Annotated in this window: 21 protein-coding genes; 10 read left to right on the top strand and 11 right to left on the bottom strand. The window is 64.1% G+C overall.

What is annotated here, in order from left to right; genetic code table 11:
• Positions 1 to 179: 179 nt before the first annotated feature.
• From DTX69_RS13795 to DTX69_RS13780, 4 genes are all read left to right on the top strand, one after another.
• Positions 180 to 812, top strand: coding sequence for a DUF1013 domain-containing protein (locus DTX69_RS13795; RefSeq protein ID WP_119302338.1), 633 nt, complete (start codon positions 180 to 182; stop codon positions 810 to 812).
• 208 nt (positions 813 to 1,020) lie between these two features.
• A complete protein-coding gene (locus DTX69_RS13790) occupies positions 1,021 to 2,151 on the top strand; it encodes a PfkB family carbohydrate kinase (RefSeq protein WP_162917154.1) in 1,131 nt (376 codons plus the stop codon).
• On the top strand, positions 2,148 to 3,077 hold the full coding sequence (locus DTX69_RS13785) for a pseudouridine-5'-phosphate glycosidase (RefSeq protein ID WP_119302127.1): 930 nt from the start codon (positions 2,148 to 2,150) through the stop codon (positions 3,075 to 3,077). The genes DTX69_RS13790 and DTX69_RS13785 overlap by 4 nt, the downstream gene beginning before the upstream one ends.
• 90 nt (positions 3,078 to 3,167) lie before the next feature.
• Positions 3,168 to 3,695 carry a PAS domain-containing protein gene (locus DTX69_RS13780; RefSeq protein WP_119302126.1) on the top strand — a complete coding sequence of 176 codons (528 nt, stop codon included), beginning with the start codon at positions 3,168 to 3,170 and terminating at the stop codon, positions 3,693 to 3,695.
• 3 nt (positions 3,696 to 3,698) lie between these two features.
• Here DTX69_RS13780 and DTX69_RS13775 read toward each other — a convergent pair whose 3' ends face one another.
• A complete protein-coding gene (locus DTX69_RS13775; RefSeq protein ID WP_119302125.1) occupies positions 3,699 to 4,346 on the bottom strand; it encodes a BON domain-containing protein in 648 nt (215 codons plus the stop codon).
• 124 nt (positions 4,347 to 4,470) lie between these two features.
• Entirely contained in the window at positions 4,471 to 5,976 is a 1,506-nt protein-coding gene (gene amaB / locus DTX69_RS13770; RefSeq protein WP_119302337.1) for an L-piperidine-6-carboxylate dehydrogenase, read from the bottom strand.
• A gap of 648 nt (positions 5,977 to 6,624) precedes the next feature.
• On the opposite strand from amaB, the gene DTX69_RS13765 reads away from it, so the two are divergent.
• Positions 6,625 to 6,864, top strand: a complete 240-nt coding sequence (locus tag DTX69_RS13765) for a DUF1127 domain-containing protein (protein ID WP_119302124.1) — start codon at positions 6,625 to 6,627, stop codon at positions 6,862 to 6,864.
• A 66-nt stretch (positions 6,865 to 6,930) separates the two neighbouring features.
• On the opposite strand, the gene DTX69_RS13760 is transcribed toward DTX69_RS13765, so the two are convergent.
• Positions 6,931 to 7,725, bottom strand: a complete 795-nt coding sequence (locus tag DTX69_RS13760; RefSeq protein WP_284735760.1) for a transporter substrate-binding domain-containing protein — start codon at positions 7,723 to 7,725, stop codon at positions 6,931 to 6,933.
• Positions 7,726 to 7,838: 113 nt separating this feature from the next.
• On the opposite strand from DTX69_RS13760, the gene DTX69_RS13755 reads away from it, so the two are divergent.
• Positions 7,839 to 8,348, top strand: coding sequence for a GNAT family N-acetyltransferase (locus tag DTX69_RS13755; RefSeq protein WP_119302336.1), 510 nt, complete (start codon positions 7,839 to 7,841; stop codon positions 8,346 to 8,348).
• A complete protein-coding gene (locus tag DTX69_RS13750; RefSeq protein ID WP_162917152.1) occupies positions 8,348 to 9,163 on the top strand; it encodes an alpha/beta fold hydrolase in 816 nt (271 codons plus the stop codon). The genes DTX69_RS13755 and DTX69_RS13750 overlap by 1 nt, the downstream gene beginning before the upstream one ends.
• Positions 9,164 to 9,303: 140 nt before the next feature.
• Here DTX69_RS13750 and DTX69_RS13745 read toward each other — a convergent pair whose 3' ends face one another.
• Together DTX69_RS13745 and DTX69_RS13740 are read right to left on the bottom strand one after the other, a co-directional pair.
• Entirely contained in the window at positions 9,304 to 10,512 is a 1,209-nt protein-coding gene (locus DTX69_RS13745) for a serine hydrolase domain-containing protein (RefSeq protein WP_119302121.1), read from the bottom strand.
• Positions 10,509 to 11,471: a LysR substrate-binding domain-containing protein gene (locus tag DTX69_RS13740; RefSeq protein WP_162917151.1), complete on the bottom strand. Its 963-nt coding sequence runs from the start codon at positions 11,469 to 11,471 to the stop codon at positions 10,509 to 10,511. The genes DTX69_RS13745 and DTX69_RS13740 overlap by 4 nt, the downstream gene beginning before the upstream one ends.
• A 197-nt stretch (positions 11,472 to 11,668) precedes the next feature.
• Between DTX69_RS13740 and DTX69_RS13735 the strand changes: the two genes are divergently transcribed.
• Positions 11,669 to 11,884, top strand: coding sequence for a hypothetical protein (locus DTX69_RS13735; protein ID WP_119302119.1), 216 nt, complete (start codon positions 11,669 to 11,671; stop codon positions 11,882 to 11,884).
• 200 nt (positions 11,885 to 12,084) lie between these two features.
• On the opposite strand, the gene DTX69_RS13730 is transcribed toward DTX69_RS13735, so the two are convergent.
• From DTX69_RS13730 to DTX69_RS13710, 5 genes are all read right to left on the bottom strand, one after another.
• On the bottom strand, positions 12,085 to 12,357 hold the full coding sequence (locus DTX69_RS13730) for a DUF3303 domain-containing protein (RefSeq protein ID WP_119302118.1): 273 nt from the start codon (positions 12,355 to 12,357) through the stop codon (positions 12,085 to 12,087).
• 36 nt (positions 12,358 to 12,393) lie between these two features.
• Positions 12,394 to 12,978, bottom strand: a complete 585-nt coding sequence (locus tag DTX69_RS13725) for a hypothetical protein (protein ID WP_119302117.1) — start codon at positions 12,976 to 12,978, stop codon at positions 12,394 to 12,396.
• A 118-nt stretch (positions 12,979 to 13,096) separates the two neighbouring features.
• Positions 13,097 to 14,137: a hypothetical protein gene (locus DTX69_RS13720; protein WP_119302116.1), complete on the bottom strand. Its 1,041-nt coding sequence runs from the start codon at positions 14,135 to 14,137 to the stop codon at positions 13,097 to 13,099.
• A gap of 269 nt (positions 14,138 to 14,406) precedes the next feature.
• A complete protein-coding gene (gene leuA, locus DTX69_RS13715) occupies positions 14,407 to 16,104 on the bottom strand; it encodes a 2-isopropylmalate synthase (RefSeq protein ID WP_119302115.1) in 1,698 nt (565 codons plus the stop codon).
• A 516-nt stretch (positions 16,105 to 16,620) separates the two neighbouring features.
• Entirely contained in the window at positions 16,621 to 16,791 is a 171-nt protein-coding gene (locus tag DTX69_RS13710) for a YdcH family protein (RefSeq protein WP_119302114.1), read from the bottom strand.
• A gap of 195 nt (positions 16,792 to 16,986) precedes the next feature.
• Here DTX69_RS13710 and DTX69_RS13705 point away from each other — a divergent pair, with 195 nt between their 5' ends.
• Complete coding sequence (locus DTX69_RS13705; RefSeq protein ID WP_119302113.1) at positions 16,987 to 17,607, top strand: UbiX family flavin prenyltransferase; 621 nt, start codon at positions 16,987 to 16,989, stop codon at positions 17,605 to 17,607.
• Positions 17,608 to 17,635: 28 nt separating this feature from the next.
• Here DTX69_RS13705 and DTX69_RS13700 read toward each other — a convergent pair whose 3' ends face one another.
• Positions 17,636 to 18,157, bottom strand: coding sequence for a TIGR02444 family protein (locus tag DTX69_RS13700; RefSeq protein WP_162917150.1), 522 nt, complete (start codon positions 18,155 to 18,157; stop codon positions 17,636 to 17,638).
• Between the two features lie 200 nt (positions 18,158 to 18,357).
• On the opposite strand from DTX69_RS13700, the gene ygfZ reads away from it, so the two are divergent.
• Positions 18,358 to 19,284 carry a CAF17-like 4Fe-4S cluster assembly/insertion protein YgfZ gene (gene ygfZ / locus DTX69_RS13695; RefSeq protein WP_119302111.1) on the top strand — a complete coding sequence of 309 codons (927 nt, stop codon included), beginning with the start codon at positions 18,358 to 18,360 and terminating at the stop codon, positions 19,282 to 19,284.
• Positions 19,285 to 19,292 lie beyond the last annotated feature (8 nt).

Genomic DNA, 19,292 nt, shown 5'->3' with positions numbered 1-19,292 from the left:
CAGCGTGCATATATCCTTGGCATGGTGCTGCCAAAGATGCTATCGGAGCGCCACGTTTCGCTGCCCCGCGACGTTGCCCGATCGGCATCAGAGGGGCATGCTTCACCAAAAATCGGTCAAGCATCGTCTTGGCCGCCTGTCCGCGGATCGCCCCGCGGCTGGCCGAGGAGGTAGATGTTATGGCGCAAGTTCTTATGCCCAAGGCAACCGCGGTGTGGTTGGTGGAGAACACCACGCTGAGCTTCGAGCAGATCGCCGCCTTTTGCGGGCTGCACCCGCTCGAGGTCCAGGGCATCGCCGACGGCGAGGTCGCGGTCGGCATCATCGGCACAGACCCGACCAGCAACGGCCAATTGACGTCTGAAGAGATCAAGCGCTGCGAGGGCAACCCGGAGGCTCGGCTTCAGCAGGCGAAAGTCACCATCCCCCTGCCCCAGATCCGCACCAAGGGCCCGCGCTACACGCCGGTTTCCAAGCGCCAGGACAAGCCCGATGCGGTGGCTTGGCTGGTACGTCATCATCCGGAGCTGAGCGACGCGCAGATCTCCAAGCTGATCGGCACCACCAAGCAGACCATCGCTCAGGTGCGCGACCGCACCCACTGGAATACGGCGAACCTCCGTCCGCGCGATCCGGTGCTGCTCGGCTTGTGCACCCAGACCGACCTCAACGCCGCGATCCTCAAGGCCCGCAAGGCCGCCGGCAAGCCGGCGACCCTGGAGCCGCTGAACCCGGAGCCGCAGCCGGAAGAGCCGGCGCAGCAGCCGGTCGAAGCCGGCCGCTACAGCGCGTTCTTCGGCAACAAGAGCTGAGCAGGCTCGTCCGCTCCCTATAAACCGTCATCACTGGGCCGCAGCGAAGCTGCGAGACCCGGTGATCCCATTTTTGTATCCGTCGCTTTGACCGGATTTGGATTGCCGGGTCGCGCCGCTACGCGTCGGCCCGGCAATGACGGGAAAGAGTGTAGCATTCGTGGCGGGGGCCCCTTTAGAATGCCAAGGATTACCTTGGAATCATAAAGTGACCGAGCGCGAGCGCCAGATCCTTGCTCTTCTGCGGGGCGACCCGACCTTGTCTGCGGCGGCGATTGCGCGGCGGCTGAAGACCAGCGCGGCTGCCGTGACGGTGCACTTGAGCAATCTCCGCCAGCAGGGGGAGATCATCGGCCGCGGCTATGTGCTGAAGCCGGCTGGCCAGGTCGTGGTCATCGGCGGCGCGAACATGGATTTCAAGTGCCGGGCCAAGGCGCCGATGGTGCTGCGCACATCCAATCCCGGTCACATGACGGCAACCGTCGGCGGTGTTGCCTGCAACATCGCACGCAACCTGGCACGGCTCGGCGTCCCCACGGCGCTGTTCTCCGTGGTCGGGCAGGATGAGTTTGGCGAGCGAATCCTGCGCGAGGCGCGCGCCGCCGGACTTGATGTGTCCATGACCTTGATGAGCGCCAAGCCGACGGGCACGTATGTCGCGCTGCTCGACCGGGACGGTGACTTGACCGCGGCGATCTCCGCCATGGAGCTGATGGAGGAGCTTACGCCACAGCGTATCAGCGCTCGTGGCGCCGCTCTCACGCAAGCGCGGATGGTTGTCGCGGACTGCAACTTGGAACAGGCCGCACTGCTCCGCCTGGCGGAACTATGCGCCGGTGCCAAGGTGCCCTTGGCGATCGATACCGTCTCCACGCGCAAGGCGGAGCGGCTGCGGCCGCTGCTGAAAGCCCGCCTGCCGATCCACCTGCTGGCGCTTAATCGGGACGAGGCGGCCATTCTGGCTGGCGGGAAAGTCCGGTCCGACGCGGATCTGAACCGCGCCGCGCGCGTTCTGCACCAGGTGAACGTGACGCACGTCCTGATCGGGCTCAGCGATCGCGGTACCTACGCGTCCAGCATCGATGTGGCTGCCCGCGTCGCTCCGTTTCCAGCCACGGTCGCCGACGTGACCGGCGGCGGCGATGCCGCGTTGGCCGGCGCGATCCATGCACTCTTAAACCAGCAAACGTTGGTTGAGGCCGCGCGCTGGGGCCAAGCCGCGGCGGCCTTGACCGTGAGCGTAGCGGAGACCGTGAGCCCGGCGTTCTCGCCATCCGCTCTGCAGACCATGCTCAAGCGTCGCGCGCGCCGAACGAACAGGAAGGATCAAGCCGCATGAGACATCCGGACCTCGATATCGCGCCGGAGATCGCAGAGGCGCTGGCGCAGGGCGGCGCGGTCGTCGCGCTGGAATCCACCATCATCGCCCACGGCATGCCCTATCCCGGCAATCTCGTCACCGCGCGAGCGCTCGAGCGCATGATCCGCACCGAGGGCGCGGTCCCGGCCACCATCGCGGTGCTGGGCGGCCGGCTGAAGGTCGGGCTGGATGACGCAGCGCTGGAGCAGCTTGCACAATCGCCGGACATGGCGAAGGCATCGGTGCGCGACCTGCCGGTGCTGATCGCGCAGCGGCGCGATGGCGCGACGACCGTTGCCGCCACCATGCGCATCGCCGCGATGGCCGGCATACGCGTGTTCGCGACCGGAGGGATCGGCGGCGTGCATCGCGGTGCGGAACTCTCCGGCGATGTCTCCGCGGATCTGACGGAACTGGCGCAAAGCCCGGTCGCCGTGATCTCTGCCGGCGCGAAGGCGATCCTCGATCTTCCGCGGACACTGGAGATGCTGGAGACCTTGAGCGTGCCTGTCATCGGCTATCGATGCGACGAGTTTCCCGCCTTCTACTCCCGCACGTCGGGGCTGTGCATTCCGGTACGCGCCGACAGCCCGGAGGACATTGCAGTCATCCTCGCCGCACACTGGCGCCTTTCCAACGAGGGCGGCGCGCTAATCGCCAATCCGATCCCGAGCGCGGAGGAGATTCCAGCCGGCAAGATCGAGGGACATATCGCCACGGCCCTGCGGGAGGCGCGTGCCCGCGGCATCGCCGGCAAGGACGTGACGCCGTTCCTACTCGCGCACATCCGCGATCTGACGGAGGGCGAGAGCCAGCGCGCAAATGTCGCGCTCGCGCTCAACAACGCGCAGCTGGGTGCGAAGATCGCCTGCGCGCTCAGTACATCAATCAAGCGGTCTATGTGATACGATAAAGCTCCGTGTCGCCATCTTCGCCCTTTTTTAAGGGAGTGGAGGCACAGTGCGGCACCAACGAGAACGAGCCCTGTATTTGCCATGTACGCGCCGGTCGATCGACCAGTACCCTTGCCGGACACCGTCGAAAGATTCCCAGCCTGGTCACCGGATCAGCTCGCGGGCTGTCATTCCTCACTGCAGAGGCTCTACGAGTATTGGTTAGCGCGGCGTGGAAATCGACCGATGCCCGCACGCAGCGACATCGATCCGATCGATCTCAAGGCGGTTCTGCCGCTGTTGATCCTGATCGACGTCGTGCCCGACCCGCGGCGCTATGTCTATCGCCTGGTCGGCACGCACGAGGTGGAGATCCGCGGCTTCGACCCAACCGGCAAGGCGGTCAGCGAAGCCTATTACGGCGAGTCTACTGACGTCACGACCGGCTATCTGGATCAGATTGTACGCACGCGGCAGCCGCTCCTCTATCGCGGCACCTACCAGACGCTGCGCACGCGCACGCAGCGCGAGGACGTGCTGTTCCTGCCGCTGTCCCAGGACGGCGAGACCGTGAACATGATCATGGTGCTCGGCCACATCGAGTGGCTGAAGGACGAGCGGCCCATCTAGCCCTCACCTGCCGGGACTTTCGGGCGCTTGCCGCACACGCAGATTATTCTGGACGTGGCGGACACCGGAGATGCTGTCCGCGCGGTCTTCTGCACGGCGCTTGGCGTGGCGGCTGTCCACCGTGCCATTCAGAGTGATCTCGCCGCCGGTTACCGTCACCTCGATGTCGGAAGCATCGACGACCCAATCCTCCGTCAGGCAATCACAGACATCCTCGCGAATGCGCTCGTCAGAGCGCGTGTAGCCCTTCGGGCCGCGGCCACAGTGGCTGCGCGCTTCGTCCATGTATCGGCGCCGCTCTGCATCATCGTCGCCGACCCAGGATTTCACTTCGTCCTTGGCGCGCTCCCACCATCCGCGTTCCCCGCCATATCCGCCGCCGTAGCGGGGCTCGCCGGGCTGCTGGTACCCGCCATAGCCGCGCTGATACCGTTCCTCCTCGGGATAGGGGCCTGGCAGGAACCATAGTCCGCCGGGTCCCATCAGACCGAAGCGCTGGTAATCCAGCTCGGGGCGCGTCTTGTATGGCTCGCTCTCGTCGCGCCACCCGCGCCTATAGGCTTGTTCCACACGCCGGCGCTCTTCCTCCTCCATGCGCCGGCGCTCCTCGTTTCGCCACCTCTGTCGCTCTTGCCAAAGATCCAGCGCCATCGTGCTCTCCTGTCGCCGTGAAATCTGTCCTCCACGGAGCGGAAGTCGCTCCGCGGAGGGCGATAGTACAACAGCGCAAAGGATCAGACGTTTCCCGCGCAGAAAGCGCGGGATGCCGCGGCCACTAACCCACGTCGAACTTGATGCCCTGCGCCAGCGGCAGGTGGTCGGAGTAGTTGATGGTGTTGGTGGCGCGGCGCATGTAGGCCTTCCAGGCATCCGAGCCGGATTCACGGCCGCCGCCGGTCTCCTTCTCGCCGCCGAACGCGCCGCCGATCTCCGCGCCCGATGGGCCGATATTGACGTTGGCGATGCCGCAATCGCTGCCGAGCGCCGACGTGAATTGCTCGGCCTCGCGCATGTCGCGGGTGAAGATGCAGGAGGACAGGCCCTGCGGCACGTCGTTGTGGGTCTCGATCGCCTTGGCAAAGTCCTTGTACTTCACGACATAGAGAATGGGCGCGAAAGTCTCCTCCTTCATGATGTCGGTTTGCGCGGGCAGCTCCACGATGGCCGGTTTCACATAGAAGCCGCCGGCACAGCCACGCACCTTCACGCGCTCGCCCCCGGTCACCTTGCCGCCGTCCTTTTTGGCGCGCGCCAGCGCGTCCTGCATGCGCTTAAAGGCGCCTTCGTCAATCAGGGGCCCAACGAGGGTCTTGGCGTCGAGCGGATCGCCGATCGCAACGCTGCCATAGATCTTCTTCAGGCGCGGCACCAGATGATCATAGATCTTCTCATGCACGATCAGGCGCCGCAAAGAAGTGCAGCGCTGGCCGGCGGTCCCGACCGCGCTGAAGGTGATGGCGCGCACGGCGAGCTCGAGATCGGCGCTCGGGCACACGATCATGCCGTTGTTGCCGCCGAGCTCCAGCAGCACGCGGCCGAACCGCTGCAGCACGCGCGGGCCGACTTCACGGCCCATGCGGGTCGAGCCGGTGGCGCTGACCAGAGCGACGCGCCGATCATCGACCAGCGCCTCGCCAACGTCCTTGCCGCCGAACACAACTTCGAGCAGGCCCTTCGGGGCATCACCGAACCGCTTCATCGCCTTGGCGAAGATCTCAGCGCAGGCGAGCCCGGTCAGCGGCGTCTTGTCCGACGGCTTCCACACCACGCTGTCGCCGCAGACGATGGCGAGCGCGAAGTTCCACGACCACACCGCGACCGGGAAATTGAACGCGCTGACGACGCCGACCACGCCCAACGGATGCCACGTTTCCATCATGCGATGGCCGGGCCGCTCCGACGCGATGGTGAGGCCGTAGAGCTGGCGCGACAATCCGACGGCGAAGTCGCAGATGTCGATCATCTCCTGCACTTCGCCCAGTCCTTCCTGGAGGATCTTGCCAGCTTCGATCGAAACCAGGCGGCCGAGCTGCTCCTTGTGCGCCCGCAGTTCCTCGCCGAACAGGCGGATGAGCTCCCCGCGCCGGGCGGCCGGCACCTGCCGCCAGGCACGAAAGGCCTCGTCCGCGCGGCCGATCTTTTTCGCGACCGCGCTCTTGGTATCCGACTTGAGCCGCGCGATCTCCATCCCGTCGATCGGCGAATGCACCACGATGTCGCCAACGCTGAGCGGCCTTGTGTCGACACCCAGCTGCTTCAGCAACGTACCAAACTTACGCATGAGAATTCCCTTGCTTTCAGGATCCTGTTTTTCGTCGCGCGAAGGGATGCGATGGCGGAAGTCGGATGTCAACTGGCACCATAGGGCCCAGAGAGCGCGATCATTTCCACCGTTCTCGACGTGTCGATGTCCTTCGATTGTCTGGTGATACAGCCTCGGTTACCTGCTCGCGACCTGCCGCGAGCATGCGGGCATAGCGGCCGCCATGATGCGCTTATGGCGCATGATCTGAACGCGGTCTTCGGAGGAGTCGAAAGCAAGCTTTGCGGTCACTCGCGGTGCGCGCCGACGAAAGCCACAGCCTTGGTCATCCCATTTTGCGCGCCCGAGATAGCCCGCTCGATGGATCCGTCGCCGACGATGGTGCCCCGAGCATGGACCAACCGGCTCTCGATGGGGCCCTAGAATGCCAAGACAATCGGACTGCACAAGAATCCATCAGAGTGCTGTCATATTGCACATTTGTTTCGCAGCGCAACACGCGCAATGGGATATAAATTACGATCGTTAATCAAACGCTTATCACGGCATGCGAAATTTTCTTAGCTGCTCCGCAAAAATCGGTTTTGCGGTGCAGCACGAACCTCCCATATCCTTCTCAACAGTTCTGGGAGCCGAGGGCCAACAAAGAGATTGAAGGATGTGAACATGATGAAGCTTCTGGAACAGATCGCGTTGCTGGCTCGCCGTTGGGCGACCTACCAGCGGGTTCGCGCCGAACTCGAGACGTACACCGAGCGCGAGCTTGCCGACATGGGCATGAGCCGCACGGATATCGGCCGCATCGCCCTCGAAGCGGCTTCCCTGGTGAAGGCGCAGCCGAAGGCGAAAGTTGAGGAAGAGCGCCGCTCCGCGCTCCTGAGTCAGCGCCACTCCGCCTACCTCTAAAAGATCAGACAGCGACGAGGGCCGGCGCGGAAGCCGGCCCCCGCTGGCGATGCCACGCGAGCGTCTTCAGCTGCCGTAGACGTCGAAGCCGAAGTATTTGTCGTTGATCTTCTTGTAGGTGCCGTTCTCGCGCAGCGCCTTGATGGCGGCGTTCACCTCGGCAAGCAGCGGATCGCCCTTGCGCATCGCGGCGCCGACATCGCCGCCGATCAAGGGATCGCTGATCGGCTCGCCCTTCAATTCGTAGTTCTTGCCCGCATCGGACTTCAGGAATCCTTCCGCCGTGTAGACGGTATCAGCGAGGCCGTAATCAACCCGTCCCGCCGCCAGATCGGCATCAGCATTGTCCTGGGTATCATAGAGCTTGATCTCCACGACATTGCCCCACTTCTTCTGCAGCCAGTCCAGTTGCGAGGTCGCGGTCTGCACCGCGATCACCTTGCCCTTCAGCCCCGCCTCCGAATACTCGAAGGGCTCGTCCTTGCGGGCGTAGAAGGATACGGTCGTCTCGTAGTACTTGTCGCTGAAGTCGACGACCTGCTTGCGCTCCTCGGTCGCCGACATGGAATTCATGATCGCATCGATCTTGCCTTCCTGCAGGGCCGGAATGAGGCCGTCCCAGGCGATCGGCACCAGCTCGTATTCCTTGCCCATCTGCTTGAACAAGGCGTCGATCAGCTCGACCTCGAACCCGCCCCAGTTGCCGGCTGTATCCTGGATCCAGAACGGCGCATAGGGCTCCGGCGAATAGCCCACCCTGACCTTGTCGGCCGCGTCGGCCCCGGTCATCTGTGCGGCCATGCCAAGGCCGGCCAGCACGCCCAGTGTCGCCATCCAGCGGCGCAAAGCATTTCTTGCCATCTTCACTTTCCTCCCGTCTCAGCTCACAGAGCTGTATACAGCTTAGCCGCGCGCGGTCACCGCGCCAAGGGCGACTCGCGCGACAGAGTGAAATTTTGTGCTAGATGAAGGACATGAACACGATCCTACGCACCCCCCGGCTGGTCCTGCGCCGGCCCCGCTCCGACGATGTCGCTGCCATGCACGCGATCCTGCGCGATCCCTTGGCCATGCGTTACTGGTCCACCCTGCCTCACACCACGACTGCCGAGACGGAAGCCTGGGTCGCCAAGACCATCGATGGGATCAACGCCGGAGAATGCGACGATTTCTTCGTCGAGCATGAAGGACTGCTGATCGGCAAGGCGGGACTCTGGCGCCACAACGAGATCGGCTTCCTGTTCTCTCCCGCCGTCTGGGGCAAGGGCTTTGCGCGCGAAGCGCTGCAGGCGGTGGTCGACCGCGCGTTCCACGAGCGTGGGCTGGAGGAGATCCGTGCCGAGGCGGACCCGCGCAACGAACGGTGCCTCATGCTGCTGGCGCGTCTCGGCTTCCGCGAGACCGGCCGCGCCCAGCGCACCTGGCACATTGGCGGCGAATGGAGCGACAGCGTCTATCTCTCCCTCAAGAAGCAGGTCGGCTGATGCGCAGCTTTTCAATCCGGAGCGGCAAGGCCCAGTTAACCGGCGTGGAAGACGGCACGGGGCCCGCGATCGTGTTCCTGCATGCCGGCGTCGCCGACAAGCGCATGTGGCGCGATCAGATGGCGGCGTTCACGGACCGCTATCGCGTGGTGACGTACGATCGCCGCGGCTTCGGCGAGTCACGCTACGAAGCGGAGACGTTCTCCCACACGCAAGATCTGCGCGCCGTCCTGGACGGGCTCGGCATCGAGCGCGCGTGCCTGGTCGGCTGCTCGCAAGGCGGCCGCTTCGCTGTCGATTTCGCGCTCGCCTACCCCAAGCGCGTGACGAAGCTGGTGCTGGTCGCGCCCGCGATCGGCGGCGCGCCACAGCCGAAGCTGGAGGACCTCCCGCCCGACATCGACGACCTGCTGCAGCAGGCGGAGCAGGCCCAGGACCAGCAGCATTTCGAGCTGGTCAACCAGATCGAAGCGCACATGTGGCTCGACGGGCCGCGCGCCGTCGACGGCCGCGTGCAGGGCTCGGCGCGCGATCTGTTCCTGCGCATGAACATCATCGTCCTGAAGAACCCGTCGCCCGGCAAGGACACGCCCGCCACCGACTCCTTCAAGCGCCTGAAGGAGATCGGCGCGCCCACGCTCCTCATCTGGGGCGACCTCGACTTCCCGCACCTGCAGAAACGCTGCGTGCTCCTGGGCAAACGCATCAAGGGCGCAAAGAGCGCGCTCATGCCGGGCACTGCGCACCTGCCCAACCTGGAGCAGCCGAAGCAGTTCAACGCGCTGCTGGAAGAGTTTCTGAAGGACGCAGCGTAAGTAGCAGTCTCTCTCTTCTGCCATCCCGGCCAAGCGAAGCGCGAGCCGGCATCCACTTCTTCGCCGCACGAGCGGCTACACGACGGACCCCGGCTCGGAGGCCGGGGTGACAGCGGAGTGGGAACGATGGTCAGTTCGATCTATCCCACCAACTCTCGCCCGATTGCATCGATGGCGCGGAATGTGGTGGCGCTCAGCGCATCGTTGATGGGATCGAGCCAGGACGACAGCTTCACCACCACCAGTCGGCGAGCCGGTTCGACGTGGATCAGCTGGCCATAGATGCCACGTGCCTGATGCAGGCCGGTGACGGTATCGAAAACCCACCACTGCTTGCTGTACGCGGCGTTCGGGAACACGGCATAGCGCTCCGCGTAGTTCGGCCGGAAAGCGTCGACATCGCCGGTGCGGCAAGCCAGCACCCACGCCTCCGGCACCACCTGTTTCGTGCCGCGTGCGCCGCTATCCAGGAACAGCTGCCCGAAGCGCGCATAGTCGCGCAGGCTTGCATTGAACCCGCCATCAGCCAGGCCGGTGCCTTCGTGATCGATGGTGATGGTGGCGTCCGCCTCCGCCCCCATCGGCTGCCACAGCGCGTTGGACAGGAAGGTGGCAAAGTCCTGGCCCGTGATCTTCGAGATGATCCAGCCCAGCACTTCGGTCTCGATCGAGCGGTACAGGAATGCACCGCCATGCGGCCGCTCCTGCTGTAGCGCGAGGATCAGACCTTTGATCGACACCGTGTCGGCAGCGTCGCGGCGCGGCTTCCATCCGCTGGCGCGGTCAAGCATCGCCACCTCGCTGTTGGGTGCGAGATAGTCCTCGTCGAACTTGACGCCGGACCGCATGTCCAGCACCTGCGACACGGTCGCGCCGCGATAGCCGCAGTTTGCCAGCTCTGGCACGTAGTCGGATACTAGGCGATCGACCGCAAGCTCGCCCGCCCCGACGAGGATACCGACCAGCGCGCTGGTGAAGGACTTCACCATCGATTGCGAGAGATGGAGTGTCGCGCGCTCCATGCCGTTCATGTAGATTTCGGCGACCAGCTTCCCGTCATGCGCCACCAGGAATCCGTCCGTGTAGGTCGCGGTGAGCATGTCGCCGACCGTGCGCGTCGCACCGTCGATGTCGGTGAAAGTGACGGCGGTGAGATCGCGCGGCGCCGATCCGAAATGCCACGCCGGCCCGTGGCCGCGCGCGATCCGCGCCGTGCGCAGAAACGCGCCCACGTGCTGGAACGCCCAGCGATTCTGCGGCGGCCAATCCCAGTTGCTCCAGGTCAAGGTCGCCGGCGCGCCCGGCAGCGGCCATTGCGCCGCGAACGGCGGTCTATCGATCTCGGTCACGCGTGCTCCCCCGACTTGCTCTGTATCTTCGCCGCCTCGGCCATCAGCCAGTCGCGCAAGGTCGTTGCTTCCGCGCTCAGCGGGCGGTGCGCGCTCCAGCTCACGTACGTCGCTTCAGGCGGGACAAACGCGGCCTTGGTCAGCGTCACCAGTTTGCGTGCTTCGAGCAGCGGCGCAACCAGGCTCATCCAGCCGAGCGCGACGCCCTGCCCGTCCTGTGCCGCCTGCCAGGCGATGATGTAGTTGTTGATGCGCCGCGTCTTGAGCCGCCGTGCCGCCACGCCGATCGCATCGAACCACTCCTCCCACTCCGTCCAGCCGCGCTCCTGGCTGATCACCTCGAGCAGCGGCTGGCTGGTGAGCTCGGCCGGCTCCTTGATCTTGTGCTTGCGCGCGAAGTCCGGACTCGCGACCGCCACCACCACGTCATCGAACAGCTTGATGGCGGTCTCCTCCGGCCACTTGCCATCGCCATAGCGGATGCGCAGGTCGACCTCCGAGCGACGCAGGTCCTGGCTACGGTCCGACACCACCTGATCGATCACGATGTCCTGGTGCGCGCGCCAGAATTCGCCGAGCCTTGGCATCAGCCAGAGCTGCGCGAAGGCCGTGGTGCAGCCGACGGTGACGGTGCGCGCCGTGCGGCTGGTCTTGATCGCCTCGAACGCCGCCGCCATGCCGGCGAAGCTTTCGGACAGCGAGCGATAGAGCTGCTCGCCTTCCGGCGTCAGCCGCATGGTGCGATGCCCGCGCACGAACAGCGGCACGCCCAGCTCCTGCTCCAGGAACGTCACATGCTTGCTGACCGCACTCGGCGTGACGTTGAGCTCGGCGGCCGCGAAGCTCAAGCTCGAATGCCTAGCAGCGGCCTCGAAGGCGCCCAGTGCGTTCAGTGAGGGAAGTTTGTAGAAGCGGCGGACCATGCGCTTAGCTATGCCGGGCGGCGTGGGTGCTGGCAAGGCCAGCCTCGCCGGAGCGCGGGGGAAGCATAGTCCAACTGTCATCGCGCTGGCCGACTTCCACGCAAGCCGGCGTGCCATGCTCTCGCGCCCGTCTGGCGGGCGCACCGCCTCGCGCCTGCAACATTCTTCCTTAGACCAAGTGCCCTGCGGGTGCTGATGGACTACAATTCCACGACGACTCGGGGGAGGATTTTATGACCGATGCACTCAAAGCTTTCAGCTCGATGGCAGATGGCATGCACATGACCCCAGCCGAGGTTGAGCAGCTTCGGGGTTATGAAAGACTTCTTGGCACGCGAGCGGCGAACTGTGCTCACGAGCTGTTCTTGGGCCTAGGGTTGGTAGAGGAAAAGCTCGGCGGACCGGCCCTCACCTTGAAGGGGCGCGCGGTTCTTCGACGGCTGGGGTAACGCGGCATCGCGGCATTTTCCTGATCCGAAGATCGGCTGGCCGCTCAGACCAGTCTGCGCCTTCGATCGCGCAAGCTTAGTGGACGGATAAAGCTGGCCGATAAGCCGCTGGATCATTGCTGTATAAATTGGCCGCAGGAACGAAACGGTCAAACGGGCAACGTTGTTGGTCTCGTCTCAGCGCTCCCAATTTCTTTGGATCATAGATACCGATTCACCAGCTCCGCCGTCTCCTTCGAGGCCACCACCGGCACGATCTCGAAATCGGCGAGGTCGCCCCAGGCTAGCACCCATTCCTGGATGGCGCGCGCGTCGTCGCATTCCATCAGCTGGAAGCAGCGGTCGAAGTTGGATTCGATCCAGGAGCCGACATATTTCAGCCCGTCGGGCATCATGCGGCCCTTTTCCTGGAAGCGCTTGTAGAGCGGCTTCGGGTTCTTGTCGTGGAAACGCTCAATGATCATGAACAGCATGCGGCCTCCCGATCGCGAGGGCCGCTAGGCTTGCCATTAGGCTTGGGCCCGGGCCTCCTCGCGCAGCTGGTTCAGCAGCTTGCATAGACTTTCGAGAGCGCCGCGATCAAGCCCCAGGTCGCGCGCATAGAGCGTGCGGTCGGGCTTGAGCCATTTCCTGGTCCATTGTGGCCACTCGTGACCGCCGCCATCCCAGGAGCTTGCCGTGTCCCACTCGATCCGCGCCTCGAACTTGCGCTTTCCGGTCACTGCGAATGGGCCGCAGTCGGACAGCAGATCAACGTTCGAGCCCATCTCCGACTGCCATTCCAGGTAGTCATCATTGATGACCAGCGTGCCCGCCTGGCGCCGATGCAGCCACTGGTGGACCCACCACAGCAGGGAAAGGCCGAAGATCAGCGGCATGCCCATGAAGAGCCAGGCCTCAGCGATGAGACTGCGCCCCGGATTGTCGTTGGTCATCACCCAGAGCCAGGCCGACCAGCCCCACACCCACAGGGCGGGCACAATGGCGCGCCACAGCACGCTGCGCCAGGGCAGCGAGATCGGCAGCTCGCTCTTCGTCCAGCGTAGTGCTGGCTCGTGAAACGAAGCATCGGCGGACAAAGCCATGTTACGCATTCGGGCCACCTCGCGTCTGACCAACCGTATTTTCGATGCTCAGCATAGCGGCGATCAAACGCCCGCGCCATTTCGGGTATTCGAGAAGCCTTTGAGCGAATTGAATTTCCGGAGCGACTCACTCCGGTGGCATCGGTCCAAAGCGATTGGTGCCGGCTGTTCCCACCTCGCGACCCAGGCGGTGCCGCAGCGCGCTGTTGCGCGAGAGCAGATCGAGCGCCGCCTTCCAGTACGGCAAGTCTAAATCGAGATCATGCGCGCGCCGAACCGTCAGCCGCGCATTGCCGAGGGCGAAGACGAGCACCGCCAGAAGCGGCCCGCCGATCATCGCCATCTGCTGAAGCATCGGATCGATACTGAGGCAACCCGCGCCGCCGGCCGAGCCGCAAACAGCGATGCGTCCCTGCTTCACCGCCGTCGCGAAGCCGACCGGGCCAAGCAGCAGCAGCACGAACACGAGAGCCAGGATGAAACGGCCGCGCACATAGCGACGGCGCGACAGCCGCGACGCCTTGGCGCCGGCCTGCTCGCGTGCGCGCCAGACTGCGGCGCGGCGCGCCTCCTCCGCAGTCTCTTCCTCGTTTGCGCGATCCAGCTCCTCGGTCAGGCCCGCCGCGGCGATCGCAGCGCGGCGTAGCTCGTTCAACGTCGCCTGCCATTCGAGTAAGGTCGCCGGCGCGCCTTTGCCCAACAGGGGCATCGGCGTCAGGAAGGCCGGCTGGTCGTGCATCGTCACGCGCACGCGCTCGGCCTGCTTGCCCAGCGATCGCTCGACATCCATCGGCAGCGCGGCCAGGAAACGGCGCAGGCCGAGGCGCGTGATGCGATAGTCGGAATAATCCAGGAACCGATAGTAGCGCCGCGACAATCCGTAGCGGATCTCGATGCCCTCTTCGTCGAGCACGATCTTGCGCCGTTCAGGATCGAGCAAGGCGCTGAGATTGCTGCTTGTTGCCACACCGCCCAGCACGACCAGGAGTGCGCCACCGACGATCCACAGAATGCCGGAGTGCCAGACCATGGCACCGCCTGCCGCTAGCAGCGCGAGCCCGATTGCAGTCCGGCCAAGGATGCCACCGAGGGGATAACTGAACGTCGCCGGCAGACGCACGGTCGCCGGATGCAACGCCTGCTGCGCAGCGCGCGTGGCCTCGTTCACGGCCCTCTCCCCCAGCCGCCCTAATCGGCGGTTCGCTCCCCAGCGAGCCGCCAGCCCACCCTAGGGGACACGCAGAACGGCCGCCGGGTCAAGCGTTACGACGTCGGCCGTGCGGGGATGAACCGGGCATGAATGGAGGCACTCGCATTTTGCATATGACAAGCACGCGCTGTTTTCTCTCCCCCAAAATTGGGGGAGAGAAAACGCTCGTTCGGCTATATGCGATGGCGGGGTGCTTTCATGGAGGCGCCGCGCGGCGCCTCCATGGACTAACCGTGCAACTCCCGGATCTTACCTGCGAGGGCGCGGTTGGCGGCGCAGACGATCGCCTTCAGCGATGCCTGCACGATATTCGGGTCCATGCCGACCCCGAACACCGTGCCGCCGGTCGGGGTGCGGGTCTCGAGATAGGCCACCGCCGTCGCATCGGCGCCAAGGCCGACCGAGTGCTCGCGGTAATCGATTACCTTGAGGTCGACCCCCGCCTCTTTCTTCATCGCGTCCATGAAGGCATCAATCGGGCCATTGCCCTTGCCATGGATCTCGATCTCCTTGCCATCCCGCTTCATCTTCGCGGTGAGCAGCCGGATCTCGGAGGCATGCGCGTCGGACATGGTCTGATGATGCACGAACTTGAACGGCTTCTCGAAACCGAGATATTCGTCGTTGAAGGCCTTCCAGATGTCAGCGGAAGAGATCTCCTTGCCGGTCTTGTCGGCGATCTCCTGTACTATCTGGCTGAATTCCATTTGCAGGCGGCGCGGCAGACTGAGGCCGTAATCGGTCTCCATCAGGTAGGCAACGCCGCCTTTGCCCGACTGCGAGTTGATGCGGATCACCGCCTCGTAATCTCGCCCGAGATCCTCCGGATCGATCGGCAGGTACGGGACCGCCCATTCGCCGCTGTTGGACTGCTTCATCGCCGCGAAGCCTTTCTTGATCGCGTCCTGATGCGATCCCGAGAAGGCGGTGAAGACCAGGTCGCCGGCATAGGGGTGGCGCGGATGCACAGGCAGCTGGTTGCAGTATTCCGCCGTGTGCACGAGGTCATTGATGTCGGAGAAATCGACTTTGGGATCGACCCCCTGGGTGAAGAGATTGAGGCCCAGAGTCACCAGATCGACATTGCCGGTGCGTTCGCCATTGCCGAACAACGTTCCTTCGATGCGCTCGGCGCCGGCCATCACGCCCAACTCCGCCGCCGCGACGCCGGTGCCGCGGTCGTTGTGCGGATGTAGACTGACGATCGCGCTGTCGCGGTTCTTCAGCTTGCGGCAGAAATACTCGATCTGGTCTGCATAGATGTTGGGCGTCGACATCTCGACGGTCGCCGGCAGATTGAGGATGCACTTGTTGGTCGGCGTCGGCTTCCACACATCCATCACCGCCTCGCATACCTCGATCGCGTAGTCGATCTCGGTGCCGGTGAAGCTCTCCGGCGAATATTGGAACACGAACTCGGTGTCAGTCGGATGCTTCGCCGCATAGTCGCGCACCCAGATCGCGCCTTGCACGGCGATGCCCTTGATCCCTTCCATGTCCTGGCCGAACACGACACGGCGCTGCAGCGTGGAGGTCGAGTTGTAGACATGCACGATGGCGCGGCGCGCGCCCACCACGCTCTCATAGGTGCGGGCGATCAGATGCTCGCGTGCTTGCGTCAGCACCTGGATGGTGACGTCACCGGGGATAAGATCCTCTTCGATCAGCTGACGCACGAAATCGAAGTCTGTCTGGGAGGCGGAGGGGAAACCGACCTCGATCTCCTTGTAGCCCATGCGGCAGAGCGTCTTGAACATGCGCAGCTTGCGCTCGGGCCCCATCGGCTCGATCAGCGCCTGATTGCCGTCGCGCAGATCGACGCTGCACCAGATCGGCGCCTCGTTGATGACACGCGACGGCCATCGTCGGTCCGGCAAGTTGATGGGCTGGAACGGTCGGTATTTCTTCACGGGGTCGATACGCATATCGGAATTCCTTTGGATCGGTTTCGCTGCTCTGATCGCGACGCTGGATCTCAGCCGCCGGGCAGTCGCTAAGCCCGACGACCGCAGCGAAGTCGCAGCCTGGCACCTCCGCAGCCGCAGGCGCGCAAGAAAATGTCCGAACGCAACAAAATTATCGATCTGGGGGAGAACATCAACAACCCTCTTCACCTGCACCCGCTGAATTTGGGGCTGCACGCCCCAAGGCCGACGCTCTTAAAGCGCCGGGGCGGTAAGTCGCAGGGTAAGGGCGAGGCTGTGCATGGGGCGGAAGCTAGCCGGCAAACCGCAGAGAATCAAGGGCCGGCAAGATGTCAGAGGTCAGATTTCAGATGCCAGAAGAAGTGGGCTGACATCTGGCATCTGAAATCTGATCTCTGGCCCAAAAACCAACAGCCCTCCGGAGGCTTGCCTCGGGGAGGGCTGTTTCCGACGCAGGCAGCGCCGGGGTAGCGTCGTCGGTCCGATCAGGTCCCGGCGGCGAAACCTGGGCGCACGCTAGTCAGCGTGCTGCAATTGCATCAACTCGTCCTTAATCTTCAGTTTCATCTTCTTGAGATGATGGATCACCACGTCATCGGGATGCGGTCTACGCTCCTCTTCGGCGATCTGCGCGTCCAAATCAGCGTGCTTCGCCTTGAGGGATTCCTGATGCGAGGCGACTGCCATGGGCGTATCTCCTTTCCGATGCTACAGATTGTAGGACAAGTGGCGCATTTCTCGGGCGTTTATCCTCGAAAAATGATCAACCGATTTTGATGTCGGAATGCTACTACCATCACGCAGCAGAGTAAACGGACGAACCGCCGCGCCTTCAAAAAAGACCTAAGATTACCGGTTAATGCAGCAGCAGGATTGACCCAAATGGCGCCGATTTCCGGGCCTTCTCACAAGCCGCAACCAGCACGACTCGTCATTGGAATCTCCGGCGCATCTGGAGTCATTTTCGGCGTGCGCCTGTTGGAGCTGCTGCGTGACACCGTGATCGAAACGCATCTCGTGATGTCGCGGTCCGCGGAAGTGACTCTCGCGTACGAGACCAATCACAAGACCAAGGATGTGAAGGCGCTCGCCGATCGCTGCTACGACATCGACGACATGGCGGCGCCGATCTCCAGCGGATCGTACCTCACGCTTGGCATGATCGTTGCGCCTTGCTCAGTGAAGAGCCTCGCGGAGATCGCGAGCGGCGTTACAACGACCCTGCTCTCGCGCGCCGCCGACGTCACCCTGAAGGAGCGCCGGCGCCTCGTCCTGATGGTGCGCGAGACGCCGCTCCATGCCGGGCATCTCAAGAACATGCTGGCGGTGACGGACATGGGCGGCGTGATCGCCCCGCCCGTGCCGGCGATGTATGCCGGCCCCAAGACCCTGCAGGACGTGATCGACCAGAACCTCGCCCGCGTGCTCGACCTCTACGGCATCCACCTCGAAGGCGCAAAACGCTGGGGCGAAGACGCGAAAAAGCGTCCAGCAGAAAGCTGACGTAAGTCGGGAGCGGCGGGATTAGTGGTCAGAGCGCCGCGACGATCGTGTCGAGGTCGCTGAGGTCCCGTTCGTCCGGGGTGGCGGAGCCCCCAGCTTGGGACAGCAGCCGGCGGAGATAGAGCTTCAGGTTCCGCTCGGCGCGTTCCTTGACCGTGCCGCCTTCGGTCGGCATCGGGGCGTCGTCCAGGCGTTTGAAGATCAGGCGATGGGCCACCTGCTCGGCCGCCAGCTCGGCCTCCAGAATCTTCTCCTTGACGTTCTTGCGGTCCTCTTCCGGCACCTCTTCGGCGAACTTGGGCAGGCGCCGGCGGACCTGGCGCAGCTGCTGAAGCACGGCGGCGCGCCAGCCGGCGGTCATGCCGTCGGCAATCGACAGATGGGTATCGTCTAGCACATGGCCCTTGCTGGCCAGATAGGCCGCCAGGAGCAGCAAGTTGACGTCGGCATCGCGCCGGTCCTGGAAGGACAGACACGCCTTGGCCACGTTCGGCTTGCCGTAGAAATCGAGACTGAAGGTCCAGAAATCCTCGGCCGAAAGCGTCGTCATATCGGCGAATTCCTTGTTTCTTGTTTGGGGGGCTGCGCCCTCGGCGTGTGCGATTCCTGAAGCCATCTTGCCCCTCCAACTAGCATGGTTGCAAATCCGAGACCAGTTACCGAGATTTATTGCTGGGCCGCGGCAATTGTCGAGCGTTTTACGCGGCCAACTCGAAGTTATCGAATCGGAAAACGAGACGAACCAAAGCCATGACCGGTGTTCGCTACCATTTGCCGCCGGACCGCGCCGTGATCGCGGTCGCAGGCGAGGATCGCCAGGCCTTCCTGCAGGGCCTCATCTCCAATGACACGGCCAAAGTGTCTGCCGGCCGGGCGATCTACGCAACACTGCTCACGGCACAGGGGCGGTTTTTGTTCGACCTGTTCATCGCGGAGCAGGACGGTCGTTATCTGGTGGACTGCGCCGGGCCGCGCCGGGCAGAGCTCACCAAGCGGCTGTCGATATATCGCCTGCGCTCGAAGGCCACCATTGCGGATGCCGACGCCGAGTGGTGCGTGGCGCTGTTGTTTGGCGAGGGCGCCGCGGCCACAGTCGGCCTTGATGGCGCAAGCGGTAGCGCAGGCGCGTTCGGCGGCGGCGTGGCGTTCGTCGATCCCCGGCTGCCGGAGCTGGGTGTGCGCCTCCTCCTGCCGCGCGCGACGGCCCAGGCGACCTTGGACGGCCTGAAAGCCACGAACGATGCCGATGGCGCGGCCTATCACCGGCTGCGCATCGGCCTTGGCGTGCCGGATGCGACGCAGGACCTGACCCCCGAGAAATCGATCTTGCTGGAGAACGGCTTCGACGAACTCAATGCCATCGACTGGGACAAGGGATGCTTCATGGGCCAGGAGTTGACCGCCCGCACCCGCTATCGCGGCCTGGTGCGTAAGCGCCTCTTGCCGGTGAGGATCGAAGGCACGCCGCCCGCGCCTGGTACGCCGCTGATGCTGGACAATCAGGAGCTGGCGGAGATGCGTAGCGCCAGCGCCGATGGAACGGTCGGTCTCGCCATGGTGCGGCTGGAAGCGCTGGCGAAGGACCCCTCGCCGACGTTCCGCGCCGGCGACGCAAAATTGTCACCCGACATACCGGGGTGGATGAGGCTTCCCGAGCTCGACGAGGCCAAGGCATAATTGCCGCT

The organism is Dongia deserti, from assembly GCF_003574735.1.
Classification (GTDB): Bacteria; Pseudomonadota; Alphaproteobacteria; order Dongiales; family Dongiaceae; genus Dongia_A; species Dongia_A deserti.
The sequence above is the reverse complement of the archived record's forward strand: the minus strand, read 5'-3'. Positions and strand labels throughout refer to the sequence as shown.